The 15,557-nt window shown below is 47.9% G+C and carries 16 protein-coding genes; 8 read left to right on the top strand and 8 right to left on the bottom strand.

All coding sequences use genetic code 11. The annotated features are described in order from the left end of the window. The first annotated feature begins 13 nt into the window (after window positions 1–13). Both ACZ5DR_RS17125 and ACZ5DR_RS17120 read left to right on the top strand, forming a co-directional pair. Window positions 14–1,084: a TRAP transporter substrate-binding protein gene (locus ACZ5DR_RS17125; protein ID WP_377365390.1), complete on the top strand. Its 1,071-nt coding sequence runs from the start codon at window positions 14–16 to the stop codon at window positions 1,082–1,084. 83 nt (window positions 1,085–1,167) lie between these two features. Then, entirely contained in the window at window positions 1,168–2,163 is a 996-nt protein-coding gene (locus tag ACZ5DR_RS17120; protein WP_377365392.1) for a YeiH family protein, read from the top strand. A gap of 65 nt (window positions 2,164–2,228) precedes the next feature. On the opposite strand, the gene ACZ5DR_RS17115 is transcribed toward ACZ5DR_RS17120, so the two are convergent. From ACZ5DR_RS17115 to ACZ5DR_RS17095, 5 genes are all read right to left on the bottom strand, one after another. Beyond that, window positions 2,229–2,984: a GntR family transcriptional regulator gene (locus ACZ5DR_RS17115; protein WP_377365394.1), complete on the bottom strand. Its 756-nt coding sequence runs from the start codon at window positions 2,982–2,984 to the stop codon at window positions 2,229–2,231. A 57-nt stretch (window positions 2,985–3,041) separates the two neighbouring features. Then, window positions 3,042–4,157, bottom strand: coding sequence for an ABC transporter ATP-binding protein (locus ACZ5DR_RS17110; protein WP_377365396.1), 1,116 nt, complete (start codon window positions 4,155–4,157; stop codon window positions 3,042–3,044). Window positions 4,158–4,189: 32 nt separating this feature from the next. Next, complete coding sequence (locus ACZ5DR_RS17105; RefSeq protein WP_377365398.1) at window positions 4,190–5,053, bottom strand: carbohydrate ABC transporter permease; 864 nt, start codon at window positions 5,051–5,053, stop codon at window positions 4,190–4,192. A 10-nt stretch (window positions 5,054–5,063) separates the two neighbouring features. After that, entirely contained in the window at window positions 5,064–5,999 is a 936-nt protein-coding gene (locus tag ACZ5DR_RS17100) for a carbohydrate ABC transporter permease (protein ID WP_377365400.1), read from the bottom strand. Between the two features lie 103 nt (window positions 6,000–6,102). Then, window positions 6,103–7,374 carry an ABC transporter substrate-binding protein gene (locus tag ACZ5DR_RS17095; RefSeq protein ID WP_377365402.1) on the bottom strand — a complete coding sequence of 424 codons (1,272 nt, stop codon included), beginning with the start codon at window positions 7,372–7,374 and terminating at the stop codon, window positions 6,103–6,105. A 206-nt stretch (window positions 7,375–7,580) separates the two neighbouring features. On the opposite strand from ACZ5DR_RS17095, the gene nagB reads away from it, so the two are divergent. The 3 genes from nagB to nagA are packed head-to-tail and all read left to right on the top strand — an operon-like array spanning window position 7,581 to window position 10,420. Then, window positions 7,581–8,402, top strand: a complete 822-nt coding sequence (gene nagB, locus ACZ5DR_RS17090) for a glucosamine-6-phosphate deaminase (protein ID WP_377365404.1) — start codon at window positions 7,581–7,583, stop codon at window positions 8,400–8,402. Between the two features lie 6 nt (window positions 8,403–8,408). Further along, on the top strand, window positions 8,409–9,290 hold the full coding sequence (locus ACZ5DR_RS17085; protein WP_377365406.1) for a glucosamine kinase nucleotide-binding domain-containing protein: 882 nt from the start codon (window positions 8,409–8,411) through the stop codon (window positions 9,288–9,290). Then, on the top strand, window positions 9,287–10,420 hold the full coding sequence (gene nagA / locus ACZ5DR_RS17080; protein ID WP_377365408.1) for an N-acetylglucosamine-6-phosphate deacetylase: 1,134 nt from the start codon (window positions 9,287–9,289) through the stop codon (window positions 10,418–10,420). Before ACZ5DR_RS17085 ends, nagA begins: the two co-directional genes overlap by 4 nt. A gap of 77 nt (window positions 10,421–10,497) precedes the next feature. Here nagA and ACZ5DR_RS17075 read toward each other — a convergent pair whose 3' ends face one another. Then, a complete protein-coding gene (locus ACZ5DR_RS17075; protein WP_377365410.1) occupies window positions 10,498–11,148 on the bottom strand; it encodes a LysE family translocator in 651 nt (216 codons plus the stop codon). A gap of 103 nt (window positions 11,149–11,251) precedes the next feature. Here ACZ5DR_RS17075 and ACZ5DR_RS17070 point away from each other — a divergent pair, with 103 nt between their 5' ends. Further along, window positions 11,252–12,181: a LysR family transcriptional regulator gene (locus tag ACZ5DR_RS17070; protein WP_377365412.1), complete on the top strand. Its 930-nt coding sequence runs from the start codon at window positions 11,252–11,254 to the stop codon at window positions 12,179–12,181. Window positions 12,182–12,221: 40 nt separating this feature from the next. Here the strand turns inward: ACZ5DR_RS17070 and trpA are convergent, their stop codons facing one another. Next, window positions 12,222–13,010 carry a tryptophan synthase subunit alpha gene (gene trpA / locus ACZ5DR_RS17065; RefSeq protein ID WP_377365414.1) on the bottom strand — a complete coding sequence of 263 codons (789 nt, stop codon included), beginning with the start codon at window positions 13,008–13,010 and terminating at the stop codon, window positions 12,222–12,224. Window positions 13,011–13,012: 2 nt separating this feature from the next. Continuing rightward, on the bottom strand, window positions 13,013–14,269 hold the full coding sequence (trpB, locus tag ACZ5DR_RS17060; protein ID WP_377365416.1) for a tryptophan synthase subunit beta: 1,257 nt from the start codon (window positions 14,267–14,269) through the stop codon (window positions 13,013–13,015). A gap of 562 nt (window positions 14,270–14,831) precedes the next feature. On the opposite strand from trpB, the gene ACZ5DR_RS17055 reads away from it, so the two are divergent. Both ACZ5DR_RS17055 and ACZ5DR_RS17050 read left to right on the top strand, forming a co-directional pair. Continuing rightward, window positions 14,832–15,005 carry a DUF1127 domain-containing protein gene (locus ACZ5DR_RS17055; RefSeq protein ID WP_377365418.1) on the top strand — a complete coding sequence of 58 codons (174 nt, stop codon included), beginning with the start codon at window positions 14,832–14,834 and terminating at the stop codon, window positions 15,003–15,005. A 233-nt stretch (window positions 15,006–15,238) separates the two neighbouring features. Beyond that, window positions 15,239–15,556, top strand: a complete 318-nt coding sequence (locus tag ACZ5DR_RS17050; RefSeq protein WP_377365420.1) for a type II toxin-antitoxin system RelE/ParE family toxin — start codon at window positions 15,239–15,241, stop codon at window positions 15,554–15,556. Window position 15,557: the final 1 nt, after the last annotated feature.

Raw genomic sequence — 15,557 nt, 5'->3', positions numbered from 1 at the left:
AGAGGACTGTTACATGTTCACGAAAACAAAAATAAACAGTGTTGTTGCCGCGACGTTAATCGGTGCTGGAGTCATGTTAAGTGGCCTAGCTCAAGCAGCGGATTTTAATCTGCGCGCCGTAGCAAACTCCAACGAGAACGATGAAGACTATGATGGCCTAGTGGTCTTTAAAGACTTTGTAGAATCCCATTCAAACGGCAAAATTGCCGTGGACATCTACATGGGGACTCAGCTTTGTGGCAATGGCGTAGAGTGTCTGGAAGCAGTGGAATACGGATCTGTAGACATCTACATTTCAACTTCTGGCGGTGCCTCCGCTATGTACCCTTATGTACAAGTGTTGGATCTGCCTTATGTCTTGCGTGACGACCGAGTTGCAGAAGAGGTGTTCACAGGCGACTTTACCCGTGAACTGCGTGCGCAAATCCTAGAAGATTCAGGGGATACGGTTCGCCTGATGACGATTGGCAACACAGGTGGCTGGCGTAACTTTGCCAATACCCAACATACGGTAAAAACCCCAGAAGACCTCGATGGGTTGAAAATTCGTACTGTTGTATCTGATCTACCCCAGGAGCTAGTGCGTTCATTAGGTGCTAGCCCAACACCGATTCCATGGGGTGACTTGTTCACGTCGTTCCAAACAGGTGTGGTTGAAGGCTCTAAAAACGGCATCACCGACATCATGGGCATGAAGTTCACTGATGCGGGCTTGAAATACGTTACCCTTGATGGCCACGCGTACATGTCAGCCCTTTGGTACATGAACAACGATGTGTTTATGGACATGCCAGAAGAGTTACGCCGTGTGGTGGTCGATGGTTTCTCTGCGTTGCAACAGGCCACCTTCGCGTCGCCTAAGCGTAAGTCGATTGCTGCGTATGAAGCCTTTGGTAAAGCCGGTGGTGAACTGTATGTGCCTTCTCCAGAAGAAAAAGAGCAGTTCGCAGACGCAGCTAAGCCTGTTTACACTTGGTTCCAAGAAAACATCCAAGACGGTGAAAAGTGGTACAACCTACTTAACGATGCTGCCAAAGAAGCGGAACAAAAAATCCAAGCGGAATACGACGCGGATTTGAAATAAGCCTTAGGGCGACTCCGATCAAAGGGGCGGAATTCTCCGCCTCTTTTCTCTCTTACAACTGATTTAACAGATATGGGTACGTCATGTTCAACCCAATGAAAACCTTTGCGCCTAATGTTCCCGGAATCATGCTTGCCATGGTTATGGGGCTGTCTGCGGCCTTCCTAAGTGAGCACTATGGTGCGCCTGTGATGCTGATGGCATTACTACTGGGTATGAGCTTTAACTTTATGTCCGACTCGGAAAAAACCGGCCAAGGACTAGAGTTCAGCGCGACAACACTATTACGCATTGGGGTGGCCTTGCTCGGAGCACGTATCACCATAAGTTCCTTAACGGACTTTGGCTGGCCGATTTTACTGCTGACGGCAGCCTTGATTTTAACCGTGATTATTATCGGCGTGGTGGCTGGCCGTCTGTTGAAACTGCCAGAAAACATGGGCTTGTTAGCGGGCTGCGCCGTGGCCATTTGTGGCGCATCTGCCACGGCTGCCGTGGCCGCCGTACTGCCAAAAAATCAAAATACCAACCGTTCTGTGGTGTTTACCATTGTTGGCATCACCGCCATGAGCACCACCGCCATGATCGTTTACCCTATGTTTGCCAACTGGCTGGGGCTAGACGAGCGTCAAACGGGCTTCTTTCTAGGTTCTACCATTCATGATGTGGCGCAAGTGGTGGGGGCTGGCTACGGTGTTTCCGATTATGCCGGTGACAATGCCACTGTGGTAAAGCTGTTTCGGGTAGCCATGTTAGCGCCTATCGTGTTTGTGTTGGCACTGATGTTTGCCCGCAAAAGCCAAGGGCAGGGCAATGGCCAAAAATTCCCCATTCCTCCCTTTCTACTGGTGTTTATTGCGTTAGTGATCATGAATACTATGGGCTGGATTCCACCCCTTGTAGTGGACATCTTGGCGGATCTATCCCGCTGGTGTTTGGTGTTTGCGATTGCTGCCATTGGTATGCGTACCCAGCTCAACAAACTAAAAGAAGTGGGCATGGCGCCATTGGTTTTGCTGATTGGTGAAACCATTTTCATGGCGGTTTGTGGCGCGTTATTGGCTTACTACTTCGTGTAATCTATTGGAAAGAGTCAGATATGAAAAAGCCCCATTGGGTCATCCCGATGGGGCTTTTTGTTGATTCAAACAGTATTGTGGATTTCTGCCACGAAGTCATAGGAATCCCCAGGGAACCATGAGCGAGTAAACTCAATGGGCGTACCATCTTGTGTGACTGCGGTACGCTCAATGTAGAGTACGGCGCTCAGTTCAGGGATATCCAATAAATTGGCTCTTTGGGCATCGATACTGACTGCTCGTAAGCGCTGAAAGGCTCGTACAGGGCGACAGCCTTGCTTTTCCAGTAGGTCATATAATGAGCCTTCCATTGCGAAGGGGTTTACAATATAGCTGCTTGGAATGGTGGCCAGCTCCAATGCCATGGGTTTACCATCCGCATAGCGCAGGCGATAAAAGCGCACTACCTCTTGCTCCGGCGACAACTGTAACGCTTTACACTCATCTTCATGGGGCATTCCTAGGGATCGATCTAACCACTTGGAGGTGATTTCTTTACCACGGGCCATCATGACTTCGGTGAAGCTGCGGAGATGGTTGAGTGGTTGCTCAACCCGTTCGCTAACGAAGGTGCCAGCCCCTTGGCGCTGGGTAAGCACATCTTCCTTCACTAGCTCATCAATGGCACGACGAACGGTTACCCGTGAAACGTCTAAATATTTAGCCAAGTCCCTTTCCGGTGGGAGGGTGTCTCCGCTTAATAAGCGACCAGCAGAAATAGAAGCTTGAATCGCTTTTTTAACCTGCATATAGAGAGGAATTCCTTTTTCTCTCAAGGCGTCTGCTTCACCAAATAGCTCGTTTACCCGATTTCGGCTCATGTTAATTCCTAAACGGACACAATATCCGTAGTAAAACTGGGATGCCCATGGGTCTCTCTACAAGGGGGTCGCAGGAGACAGATGTGCATTGACTCTGTTTAACGCTTTGCCATCTTTATCGAAGAGGTACAAATGGGTTGGCTTGATACCAAACTGAATGCGGTCGCCCGCTTGATGATGGTTATCACCATCTACCTTCAGCACTAACTCTCCTTCTTGGCCAATATCCACATACAAATAAGACAATTCACCAAGATGTTCGAGTAAGGTAACCGTGCCTTCAAAACGGTTGTCACTACAGTCCAAAGACATGTGTTCAGGGCGTAGACCAATTTGAACAGAGTCGCCTTTTTGCAGTGCTGAACTGTCGATGGAGGCGTGAATAATACGGCCAGATTCTAACACAAGCTGGGTATCTTCTGGGTCTGCATGATGGACTTTTGCAGTCAGAAAGTTCATTTTTGGTGACCCAATAAAGCCAGCAACAAATTGTGTCTTAGGGTGATGGTAAAGATCCAAGGGGGCGCCCACTTGCTCCACACGACCTTGATTCATTACCACGATTTTGTCTCCTAAGGTCATGGCTTCCACTTGGTCGTGGGTCACGTAAATAACCGTCGCTTTTAGCTCTTGATGCAGCTTGCCTAGCTCTACGCGGGTCTGTACACGCAGTGACGCATCTAAGTTCGACAGAGGCTCATCAAACAGAAACACCTTAGGATCACGCACAATGGCGCGACCAATGGCAACCCGTTGGCGCTGACCACCAGACAGCTCCCGAGGTAAGCGGTCTAATAGATGATCGATTTTAAGTTTCTTGGCGGCTTCAATGACTTTTTCACTCACTTGGTGTTTGTCTTTGCCGGCAATTTTGAGTCCAAATGCCATGTTTTTGAACACGTTCATGTGGGGGTACAAGGCGTAAGATTGAAACACCATTGCAATGCCACGTTTCGCAGGTGATCGACCATTAACACGCTCGTCATCAATGTATAAATCACCTTCTGAAATGTCTTCAAGACCGGACAGCAGGCGCAATAGGGTGGACTTACCACAGCCGGACTCACCGATCAGTACAACAAACTCGCCATCTTTGATATCCAAATCAATGCCATGGAGCACGTCAACGTTACCAAAGCGCTTTTTAATATTATTCAGTTTTACACTAGCCATAAAATAGTTCTCCGGCGGTCAGTTTCGAGGGGTTACTTGACCGCACCGCTGGTTAAACCGCGGATCAATTGTCTTGAAAAAATGGTGTATAGGATCAGTACAGGGACGATCGCCATGGTCAACGCCGACAAAACAGAGTTCCAGTCAGTCACGTATTGACCAACAAACTGCTGTACGCCCAAGGTGATGGTACGAGTAGATTCCCCTGGCGCTAAAATCAGTGGGAACCATAGGTCATTCCAAATCGGGATCATGGTGAAGACGGCCACTGTTGCCATAGCTGGTTTCAGCAAAGGCAAAATAATGCAGAAGAATATTTTGTACTCACTGACCGAATCACAGCGGGCTGCTTCCGTGAGTTCCTTAGGAATGGTGCGCACAAACTCTGATAAGATGTACACCGCCAAGGGCAAGCCTTGCGCGATATACACCAGCACCAGAGCCGTTAAGGTGTTGACCAAGTTTAGATTCACCATTAAGCCCAAAATACTGACAGTACCTAAGCGAATCGGGATCATGATGCCCATGGCGAATAAGAAGGTGATGAACAAATTACCTTTGAATTTATATTCTGTCAGCGCCCAAGCAGCCATAGCACCCAGTAATAGCACCAAGCCCACCGCAATAAGGGTCACCACCAAGCTATTCCAAGAATACAAACCAAAATCGGAACGCTGTAACACCTGCTCAAAACCGATCAAGGTAAATGAATCTTGGGTCGGCAAACCCAATGGGTCACGGAAGATTGCCCGGCGCTCCTTAAAGGAGTTAATCACCACCACCAGAATAGGGAACAGAGCGATGACCGTGTACGCCAATAGCACAGCATGTACGGTGACACTCTTGGGTAGTTGGCGGTATCCGTTCGAGGGCATAAAGCGATTAATCAAATTCATAAAAACGTCCTCAGAACTGGAATCGCTGAATGCGACGTTGGATAAAGAACAGGAACAACATGACTCCGACCAGAATGATTAAGAACATCAGTGTGGCCACCGCGGCACCCATGGAGGCGCTACCCTGTTGCAACTGGAAACCGAAGAAGGTTCGGTAAAAGAAGGTGCCCATCAGATCGGTGGAGAAGTTTGGTCCAGCAAGGGCGCCTTTTACCGCATAGATCAGCTCGAACGCGTTAAAGTTCGCCACAAACGTTAGGATCGAAACCATAGCAATGGTGGGTAAAATCAGCGGCAGCTTAATGTGCCAGAAGGTCTGGAAAGAGTTTGCGCCATCCACCACACTCGCATCGATAATATCGTCTGGAATATTCAGTAAGGTGGCATAGATCAGCATCATAGGAATGCCTACGAACTGCCATACAGAGATAAAGCCTAGGGTAATCAAGGCGCTGCCTTCTTTACCTAGCCATGCATCGAAGTAGTGCCCAAGGCCAATATCGTAAAGGAAATTTTCTGAAATGCCCCAAAGAGGGCTTAGCAGTAGCTGCCAGACAAAGCCTACGATGACCACAGACAACATGGTTGGCATAAAAATGAGCGTGCGGTAGGTGCTGGATAAACGCAGCTTAGGTGAACTTAATAAAACCGCCAATATCAGGCCGATGGGGTTTTGCAGCAACATGTGAATCGCAAAAAACTTGAAGTTGTTGACCAAGGCATTCCAAAACGCCTGTGACCAAGTTTCATCCGTGATCAGCGTAATAAAGTTTTGTAGACCAACAAAGCTGCTCTGTCCGTTTTGCTCATCATATAAGCTTAAAAATAGGGTATCGAGCAGTGGGTATACACTAAAAACGACGTAGATGAGCAAGCCGGGTCCAAGGAAAAACACCAAGTGCCAAGGAAACGGCTTCTTCTCGTCATGTTGGTTGGATGAAGTCATAACGTATCTCGAATTGTAATGCATATTGACCCCCTCCCAACCTCCCCCTTAACAGGGGAGAGGAGTAGTTATCCTTAGAGGGAGGGTGACAGGGTGGGTTAGTTTATTGCTGAGGCTCGTACCACTGTTCTAAGCCATCCTGTGTTTCTTTGGCAGCTTGTTCTGGTGTCATAGTGCCGTTAATTACCTGAGCACTCACATTCCAAAGCTGGTTTTCAAGGTTTGGCGTACCACGAGACAAGATTTGGTAAGAGTTACGAATAGTGGATTCACACTGGTTACGCCAGCTCAAAAACTCTTGTGCAACGGGGTCTTTTAGCTCAACTGATGTGTTTGAAAGCGGAAAAAATCCCGGAACAGCATTGGCATATAGCGTTGCAAACTCTTTGCTTGCCATCCAGTTTAAGAACACCTTGGCAGCTGCTTGGTTGTCTGAGCCAGCATTAATGCCGATACCCATGTCAGTGTGGTCACTGATGTAACAGGTGTCACCCGCTTTTGGAACTGGTGGTGGGAAAGCGCCAAACTCAAAATCCGCTTGAGTGTTAAAGGTTTGGATATCCCATGAGCCAGCAGGGTAAATCGCTGCACGACCTAGGGTAAATAGGTTTTGGGAGTCGGAGTATTTTTGTGCTTCAAAACCACGTCCCAAGTACGGCTTCCATTGAGCTAACTCTTTCCAGGTGTCTACATAAGGCGCATCTGTTAGCTTGGCTTCGCCGGTCAACAAGGCTTTACGACCTGCTTCACCTTTCCAGTAATTTGGTCCAATGTTCTGAAAGCCCATGGTGGCCGCTTCCCATTGGTCTGCAGTACCCATTGCCAATGGTGTGTAGCGGCTCTCACTCTTAATGGTGTCGAGCACTTTGAAGAACTCTGCACGGGTTTTTGGTGGCGTCAGATCCAACTCTTCGAAAATTTCTTTGTTGTACACGTAACCGTGAATAACTGATGCCACAGGTAAACAGAATTGGTCTTTACCATCGTCTGTTACCCACGCACTTTTTGCCACATCAGAAAAATCTTTTAGACCTTCTAAGCCATCAAGGTTGGTGAGATAGCCTTGCTTGTATAGCTCCAGTGACGTATCGAATGGGCGACAGGTAATCAGGTCACCAGCAGATCCCGCTTTTAACTTAGCTTGCAATGCCGAGTTGTATTCCGTTGGCGGGGTTGGTGCAAAAGTCACCTTGATATCAGGGTGGCTCTTATTGAACGCAGGGATGATGACATCATTCCAGATATTAGCGTCGTCGCTACGCCAACTTTCGATTGACAGTGTGTCGGCTGCTTGGGTAGCACCAATGCTGCTTAGCACTAGGGCTGTGACACAGGTGAGCTTGGACACGGGTAAAACGGAACGAACGTTGAACATGGTTACTCTCCGATTGTTTGTGGTTCTCTTGGCTTTGTTTTTTATTAGTAAAAATACGCATATTGGTATTTTTTAGGTATTATTGATTTTTAGAAGCTAGCACCAATTTTTCTTTCAGGCAAACAAATATGGTTAATTTGTGGAAAATATTTTGACCTTTGGTCTTAATTGGTTCTATATTGGTGTTAATTAAGGAGAGGTTTTCCATGCAAATAATTATTCTCCCAACCGCTGATGATGTGGCGCATTACGCTGCTGACCGTGTCGCGGATGTGGTAAACACCCATGGCAATCCCGTATTGGGCTTAGCTACGGGATCAACGCCGATTGCCCTTTATCAAGAATTAGTGGCTCGTTATCAGGCTAATGCCCTGTCATTTAAAGGGTGTGTGTCTTTCAATCTTGATGAATACATTGGTATTCCTGATACCCACAACCAAAGCTATCGGGCTTTTATGGACCATCATTTATTCGAGCAGATCGATATCGAGCGTACTAATACCCATGTTCCTTTAGCTGAGGCTACTGATGTAAAGGCGCTTGAGCACAGTGCGAAGGCATATGAATTGGCCATTCAGCAAGCAGGGGGGATTGACCTACAAATTTTAGGAATAGGTGTAAATGGTCATATTGGTTTTAATGAGCCAACGTCCAGCTTTGCCTCTCGTACACGTATTAAAACCCTGTCTAAATCCACGGTAGAGGCGAATAAACGCTTCTTTTCCGATGATGAGTTTCAGCCTCATCTGGCACTGACCATGGGAATTGGTACTATTTTACAAGCCAAAGCTGTCCTGTTGATGGCCACAGGCAAGGGCAAGGCGGATGCAGTAAAAGCTATGGTCGAAGGTCCGCTGTCCTCCATGTGTCCAGCGTCTGTGCTACAGCAGCATGAACGCGCCACCATAGTGTTAGATGAAGACGCGGCCAGTGAATTAGCCTTAAAAGATTACTATTTATGGTGTGAAAAACAGCGACTGCTATTGGTTTCTGGTCACCCCCATACAGATACAAAGAATGAAGGATAAAAAGCGATGACGAGCCTATATATTGGTGTGGATGGTGGCGGAACCTATTGCCGTGCTCGCCTAGTCAATTCAGAAGGTCAGACCCTTGGGGAAGCCATATCAGGGTCTGGCAATCCTCGAATTGGTATTGATGCCGCATGGCAAAATATTCAATCAGCCTGCTTGGAAGCCTGTCGCCTCGCAAATATTGATACCAGTGAGTTCGCCAATATCCGCCTCGGTTTAGGTCTGGCGGGAGCTAATCAACCTGTCGAGCAAGAATTGATCCTATCCCAAGACTCACCGTTTGGTGCGACCTATTTGCTCACCGATGCCCATGCGGCCTGTTTGGGAGCCTTTGATGGAGAAGACGGCGGCTTACTGATTCTTGGGACAGGAAGTTGTGGCGTCGTTCATCAAAATAAGACGTTTACGATTGTGGGTGGCTGGGGCTTTCCTTTGTCTGATCAGGGTAGCGGTGCTCGCATTGGTCTGTTGGCCTTGGAACATTCCCTTGCGGCGTTAGATGGCCTGTCACCCACATCGGATTTTACTAATGCCATTAACGAAGATTTTGAATTCTCACCTGTGCAATATGTGCAATTTCAAAACCAATCGCCTCTGCCAAAAGACTATGGTGCCTTCGCCATCAAGGTGTTTGAGTATGGAAAGCAACAAGATCCAGTCGCTTTAAAAATCATCGACCAACAAGTGGCGTGGGTGAGCCAGTATCTGGACACCTTAATCGCAAAAGGGGCAAAACAAGTTGCCTTAGTGGGTGGGGTATCCGAGGCCATCGTTGGGTATTTGCCGGAGCGCTTTTTAAACTATCTCTGTCAGCCCAAAGGTGACGCCATGACAGGTGCAATTCGTATGGCTCAGTCTCAAATTGGGAGGAGCTCAATATGAGTAAAGTATTCGCCAAACGCTTATTTGATGGGGAAAGCTGGCTGACAAATCAGCAAGTGACCTTATCTGGCAATGTGATTGAGTCCATCATGACAGTGGAAGTGCCGTCAGCGGATGCACAATCAGTAGATGTGCTGGCACCTGGATTTATTGATGTACATGTTAATGGCGGTGGTGGCGCTTTGTTTAACCATACGCCAACCCTTGCCGCACTTCAGCGCATGGTAGAAGTGCATGCTCAATATGGCACAGTGGCTATGATGCCGACCTTGATCTCCGATGACTATGAAATCATGTCTCAGGCACACCAAACCGTATGCCAAGCACTGACCGAAAACATGGGGGGAATTCTTGGTCTTCATTATGAAGGTCCTTACTTGAATCCGGTGCGCAAAGGGGTGCATAACGAATCCAAGTTGCGCAAACCCACCGAAGGGAAACTCGCCGATTTATTAGATGTGTGTCGACTGAGTAAATTAATGGTGACCTTGGCGCCGGAGCAAGTGCCGGAAGACTTTATCGAATGGTTAACAGCCGAGGGGGCGATTGTCTGTATTGGTCACTCTGCAGCGACCTATGATCAAGCTCGGCAGGCGGTGGAAAGCGGAGCAAAAGGCTTCACCCACTTGTTTAACGCCATGACTCCGCTGGTGAGCCGCGAACCTGGGGTGGTGGGAGCAGCGTTACAAACGGACAAGCCAACTTGGTGTGGATTGATTGCCGATGGGCATCATGTGCATCCTGCTACCATGCGTGTGGCGATCGCAGCGAAAGGCTGTGAGCACATGTTACTAGTGACTGATGCCATTCAAAGTGTCGGTTCAGATGAAAAAGAAATGGCTTTTCTGGGTAAGAAAGTTCTCCGCAGTAACGGCAGAGTCACCACAGAAGATGGCACCTTGGCTGGGTCGGATTTGGATATGGCCACCGCGGTGAGAAATACCGTCTCCTTGATCGGTCGAACCGAAGCAGAAGCACTGCAGATGGCCTCATTACGTCCGGCGGAATTTCTCGGCATTGATAAAGAGTTTGGGCGTATCAAAGTGGGTTATCGGGGGAGCCTAGTGGCCCTGACGGATGACTTCTTTGTTGAGGCCACTTGGATAGATGGTCAAAAAGTCTGGGGATAACCTGATTCATCAACCAAGCCAATAATAGGTTTTAGTTTTAGCACTTATTGGCTTGGTTCAAGTATTTCTGGATGGGGCTAAGCGAGCATCTTGATGCCAAATAAAATCATGACACCGCCACAGCAACGCTCAATTACCCGCTTAAATCGCGCTAGATGTTGTTTAAAATGCTCTCCAGTAAACAAGCTAGCGATTAAAGCAAACCAAATCACATGGGCTGCTGCGATAAAGGCACCATAACCAAGTTCTGTTGCCATGCCAGTATCTGGTGAGACCACCTGGCTGTATAACGCCACGATAAACAGCATGGTTTTAGGATTGAGGGCATTACAGATAAAGCCGGTCATAAATGGGGGATGCTCTGATCCCAGTGCTCGGCCATTCTCGACCTGTGTTGGTTCATTTGTGTCTGTTTTAGAGGGCCGAATGCGCGCCTGAATATCAGGCCAAAAACTCTGTAGCCCCAGCCAAATCAGATACCCAGCCCCGATCAATTTTATGCTTTGAACCAACCAGCCTTGGCTGCTCAGCAATATTCCAAACCCAAGTAACGTGTAAGTCAGGTGTAGGGTAACCCCTGCGCCAATTCCCAAGGCACAGAGTATGCCTGACCGGCGTCCTTTACTGATTGCAATCTTAGACACCATCGCAAAATCTGGCCCTGGGCTGATCACGGCTAAGCAGGTAATGAGGATGACGCTGAGCCATTCGAAGGGAAGCTGGTACATATTTAATTCCTATACAGTGCCGACAACGGCGGATTGATTTGTGAGTAAATCCATCATGGGGTAGATTTGGTCTCATGAATATCGAGATTTAATAGGAATTTGTGTGAATAAAAGTCACAGTAAGCACTTGTTGCCTTCTCTCAATGCCTTGCCATTGTTTGAAGCGGCGGCCTTTTACGAAAGCTTTTCTAAGGCAGCCCAGAGCCTTCATGTGACCCATGGGGCGGTAAGCCGTGCGGTAGCTTCCTTGGAGGCACATCTGGGGGTGCCCTTGTTTCATCGTCGTAATCGACGGGTGGTACTCACCCCTGCAGGGGAGTTGCTTTACAAGGCGACCCGAGACAGCTTGGCCGGGTTGGATGAGGCCGTGGAAAAAATCCATCGGCATTCGGTGGATTCGCCCTTTTTTACCATTTCCTGTGAACCGACTTTGGCTATGCGCTGGTTAATGCCAAAGTTGGGGGACTTTTACCGTTTGCATCCTGAGCTTAACGTAGACGTGCGGATGGCTGGGGGCCCCATTGATCTGCTCGCCGCTGGGTGCGATGTGGCCATTCGTCGCTCTGACTTTGGTATCCCAAATGACTATCGGGTGACCCCATTTGCTGAGGAGCGGGCAGGTCCTGTGTGTACCCAAGCCTACTTCGATGCCTTAGGAGGGCATTGGCAGCTGGGAGCGAGGCTTCATAGCAGAACTCGCCCCGCCGCCTGGAAAGACTGGTTAGCACAACAGAGCCAAGAGATGGTATTTGATGGTGAGCAGGAGGCTTCTATCTTAGACCGCCAACAGGATCGACATTTTGATCATTTTTTCTATGCTTTGCAGGCTGCACAAAGTGGCTTAGGTATGGCCATCGGCTCGTTACCGGTTGTTCAAAAAGATTTGGAAGAAGGGTTTCTAATAGCCCCTTGGGGAATGGTGCCTACAGGCCACTGTTATCAGGTATTGAGCCTCGACAGAATGACACCCGACCCGCGAGTGTTAGCGCTAGAGAGTTGGCTGATAGAAACCTGTTTAGAGCAGGAACGTTAGGCAACTAGATAGGAGCGTTGCCTAACGTGATGGGTAGAGATTATTCAGCAAACAGAGCGTTAAATAGCTTCAAACCTTCTACTTTACCGCCTTTGTTGTAGGCGTCCAGCAGGGCAGAACCTATGATAGCCACGTCAGCTTTGCCTTTTAGGGCATCCACATGGGCGCGTTCACGGATACCAAAGCCCACACCAATCGGTGCGTTGCTGTGAGCGCCGATTTCCGCTAGGTATTCGTCTAAGGACTGTTGTTTCTCACCGTTGTGCTTGGAATTGCCAGTCACACCAGAGCGAGCCACACAGTACAAAAAGCCACGGGCTTCGCTTGCTAAAAAGGCTAAGCGATCTTTTGGCGTCACGGGTGTTACCAACCAGACAGGGTCAATACCGTTGGCATCGCAGTAACCACGTAGCTCATTTGCTTGCTCGTATGGAAGATCTGGCAAGATCAACCCTAGAATGTTCTCTTCAGCACAGCGTTTTACCAGCTTTTCCAAACCGTAGCGGTACATAGGGTTTAAATAGCTCATCAAAGCAATGCGGCTTTCTGGAAAGTCCCGACCAAGCTGACCAATGTCTTTCAAGCACTGCTCAACCGTTAGGTTTTGTCCGTGTAAGGCACCGTGACAAGCCGCCACGATAGTTGGGCCATCGGCCACTGGATCAGAGAATGGAAACTGCACTTCGATAAAGTCTGCACCGGCTTCCAGCAAGGTTGCCATCCACTCCAAACTGTCTTTCACCGTAGGGTAGCCGTAAACCACGTGAGTCATGGACAAAATAGGCTTTTGCTGGCGTTTTGCAGCGATGTATTGGGCTAACTGACTCATGCTTATGCGTCTCCCTGTTGTGCTAGATGCTCTTTGTAATCCACCAAGTAGTCTTCCAAGAAGTTAGGGAAGGCTTCATCATTCAAGGCTTTGGCAACGTTAAAGATGTCTTTATCGCCACGGCCTGACAGGTTGATCACAATGCGTGATTCTTTTGGCAAATTCGGCGCGTCTTTAAACGCACCCGCTAATGCGTGGGAAGATTCCAGCGCAGGAATAATGCCTTCTTTTTTCAATAGTAGAGAACAGGCTTCCACCACTTCATCGTCCATGGCGTAGGTCATTTGAATACGACCTTCTTGTGCCAAATGGGCAATGATCGGCGACACGCCCACATAATCCAAGCCCGCAGCAATAGAATGGGTGTCTTGCAATTGACCGTTATCGTCCTGCAAAAACATGGTCGCAAACCCTTGGGCGATGCCTTTAGAACCTAAACCATTGGACAAGCGAATCGAGTGCTCACCCAACTCAAGACCTTTACCACCGGCTTCAACACCGACCATCTCTACTTTGGCTTCGTCCAAGAAAGGCAGGAACAAACCACAGGCGTTAGAACCGCCTCCCACACAAGCGTATAAACGCTCTGGGTACTGGCCAAACTGAGCGACACTTTGCTCTTTAACCTCTTCACCGATCACAGATTGGAAGTAAGCCACCATCTCAGGGAAAGGGGCACACCCACAGGTGGTGCCGATCAGGTAATGGCTGTCTTCATGGCTCGAAGACCAGTCTCGTAGAGCCTCATCTAACGCATCACGTAAGGTTTCGGATCCTTCGGCAACTGGCACGACCGTCGCACCCAATTGCTTCATCCAAAATACGTTCGGGTACTGACGTTTCACGTCTTTCGCACCCATGTAAATGGTACATTCCAGACCTAGTCGCGCGGCAATCAAAGCGGTTGCGACACCGTGCTGACCCGCGCCGGTTTCCGCGATCACACGGGTCTTACCCATGCGCTTAACCAACAGGGCTTGGCCAATCACGTTATTCATCTTGTGTGCGCCAGACTGGTTTAAGTCTTCACGCTTTAGGTAGATCTGAGCGCCACCAAAGTGCTCTGTTAAGTTCTTACAAAACGTTAACGGCGTTGGGCGACCAGAATAGTTCTGCCAAGTCTCCTTAAGCTCCGCAATGAACGCAGGATCATTCTTCGCTTCCTCAAAAGCATGAAGAATTTGCTGCTGGCTGGCATAAAGAATCTCGGGGATGTAGCTCCCACCGAACTCACCATAATAACCATTATTGCTTTGCATGGATGACTCCTGAACTAACGCAGTGTAGTGACAATTAATAACTAAACGATGTGGTAAAGTTAATAGGGAAAACGCCAAGCGTCAAGGGGTGAAATGTAATTTTCTTTACTCAATCGTTTAGTTATTGATTTGGAGAGATTTTTAGCGACGTCGCTCTTCACCTGTAGGTCGAGCTACAGCGCGACAAACCTTGCAACAACGAACAGAAGTCACCAGCTTGTAGGAGTCGATTGCATTGGTGGCAGTCTCTGCAGACTAGGTTCCAAATTGATAACAGCTGTTTATGACCTAGATAATGACCTGCGCCATGCAAGATGAAAAAACTGAGAATTTGATCAAACCGAGGATGACACCTAGCAAAGACTGTTTTAAAATTTGTCTTACTTGATTGAGTGGTAAAATCACCACATCCAATGGTCAAGATCGAATAAGCCTCTAAAAAAAATAACAGTCTAACCTTAGACAGATTACCTCGAATCTTGCAGTGTCCCTTCTACTGATCGTAGCTACGCACAATTGGAATCAAGTTATTTCTACTTGAATGATATATGTGAGGCTCACAATGATTAAACTGATTTCAAACCTAGTAAACCTACTAACTTTCTCATCCAGCAAAAAAGTGTCTGACCGTGAGAAAGCGATCCAAGAACTAAACTCATACACCGACCGCGAACTTGCTGACCTAGGCATCTCTCGTTTCGGTATTCAAGCAGCAGTAGACTACGGTCGCGCGTAATCTCGAATCGCTTGTAAAAGATAGAATTCACAGAAGCCAAGCTGCATTTAGCTTGGCTTTTTATTATCTAGCCCCTCAATCAACCGCCCATACCAACGACCTCAACACCTGTAGGTCGAGCTTCAGCTCGACAAACCTTGCAGTCATTACAATGAAATTTTCACTCTTGCTTAGAAGGGCAAACTAAGGTTGAAAAGTGTATCTTTTGGGATACAATTGGAGGCATAAAACGAATGGATTCGTTAGTGATGTATAAGATTAGAAAGACTGCAACTTTTGATAAGTGGCTGAGAAATTTAAAAGATCTACGTGGCAAAGCTTTAATTCTAAACCGGCTGGTTAAGGTCGAAAGCGAAGGACACTTTGGTGACGTTGCAAGTGTTGGTGGAGCACTTCAAGAGATGAGATTTTTTAAGTCTCCCGGATACAGAATATATTACGTAGAACGAAATAATGAGTTAATCGTGTTGCTGGCTGGAGGTGATAAATCAACCCAGAGCCGTGACATTAAAAAGGCTCAGCAATTACTTAATGCTTTAGAAGAGGGTTGAG

The organism is Marinomonas vaga, assembly GCF_055388305.1.
Note: the sequence above shows the minus strand (reverse complement) of the source record. Positions and strands in the feature narration are given on the sequence as shown.

What these genes read in the sequence shown, in the direction of transcription:
- ACZ5DR_RS17125 (WP_377365390.1), top strand. Translation starts at nt 14, where the DNA reads ATGTTCACGAAAACAAAAATAAACAGTGTTGTTGCCGCGACGTTAATC.
- ACZ5DR_RS17120 (WP_377365392.1), top strand. Translation starts at nt 1,168, where the DNA reads ATGTTCAACCCAATGAAAACCTTTGCGCCTAATGTTCCCGGAATCATG.
- ACZ5DR_RS17115 (WP_377365394.1), bottom strand. Translation starts at nt 2,984, where the DNA reads ATGAGCCGAAATCGGGTAAACGAGCTATTTGGTGAAGCAGACGCCTTG.
- ACZ5DR_RS17110 (WP_377365396.1), bottom strand. Translation starts at nt 4,157, where the DNA reads ATGGCTAGTGTAAAACTGAATAATATTAAAAAGCGCTTTGGTAACGTT.
- ACZ5DR_RS17105 (WP_377365398.1), bottom strand. Translation starts at nt 5,053, where the DNA reads ATGAATTTGATTAATCGCTTTATGCCCTCGAACGGATACCGCCAACTA.
- ACZ5DR_RS17100 (WP_377365400.1), bottom strand. Translation starts at nt 5,999, where the DNA reads ATGACTTCATCCAACCAACATGACGAGAAGAAGCCGTTTCCTTGGCAC.
- ACZ5DR_RS17095 (WP_377365402.1), bottom strand. Translation starts at nt 7,374, where the DNA reads ATGTTCAACGTTCGTTCCGTTTTACCCGTGTCCAAGCTCACCTGTGTC.
- nagB (WP_377365404.1), top strand. Translation starts at nt 7,581, where the DNA reads ATGCAAATAATTATTCTCCCAACCGCTGATGATGTGGCGCATTACGCT.
- ACZ5DR_RS17085 (WP_377365406.1), top strand. Translation starts at nt 8,409, where the DNA reads ATGACGAGCCTATATATTGGTGTGGATGGTGGCGGAACCTATTGCCGT.
- nagA (WP_377365408.1), top strand. Translation starts at nt 9,287, where the DNA reads ATGAGTAAAGTATTCGCCAAACGCTTATTTGATGGGGAAAGCTGGCTG.
- ACZ5DR_RS17075 (WP_377365410.1), bottom strand. Translation starts at nt 11,148, where the DNA reads ATGTACCAGCTTCCCTTCGAATGGCTCAGCGTCATCCTCATTACCTGC.
- trpA (WP_377365414.1), bottom strand. Translation starts at nt 13,010, where the DNA reads ATGAGTCAGTTAGCCCAATACATCGCTGCAAAACGCCAGCAAAAGCCT.
- trpB (WP_377365416.1), bottom strand. Translation starts at nt 14,269, where the DNA reads ATGCAAAGCAATAATGGTTATTATGGTGAGTTCGGTGGGAGCTACATC.
- ACZ5DR_RS17055 (WP_377365418.1), top strand. Translation starts at nt 14,832, where the DNA reads ATGATTAAACTGATTTCAAACCTAGTAAACCTACTAACTTTCTCATCC.
- ACZ5DR_RS17050 (WP_377365420.1), top strand. Translation starts at nt 15,239, where the DNA reads ATGGATTCGTTAGTGATGTATAAGATTAGAAAGACTGCAACTTTTGAT.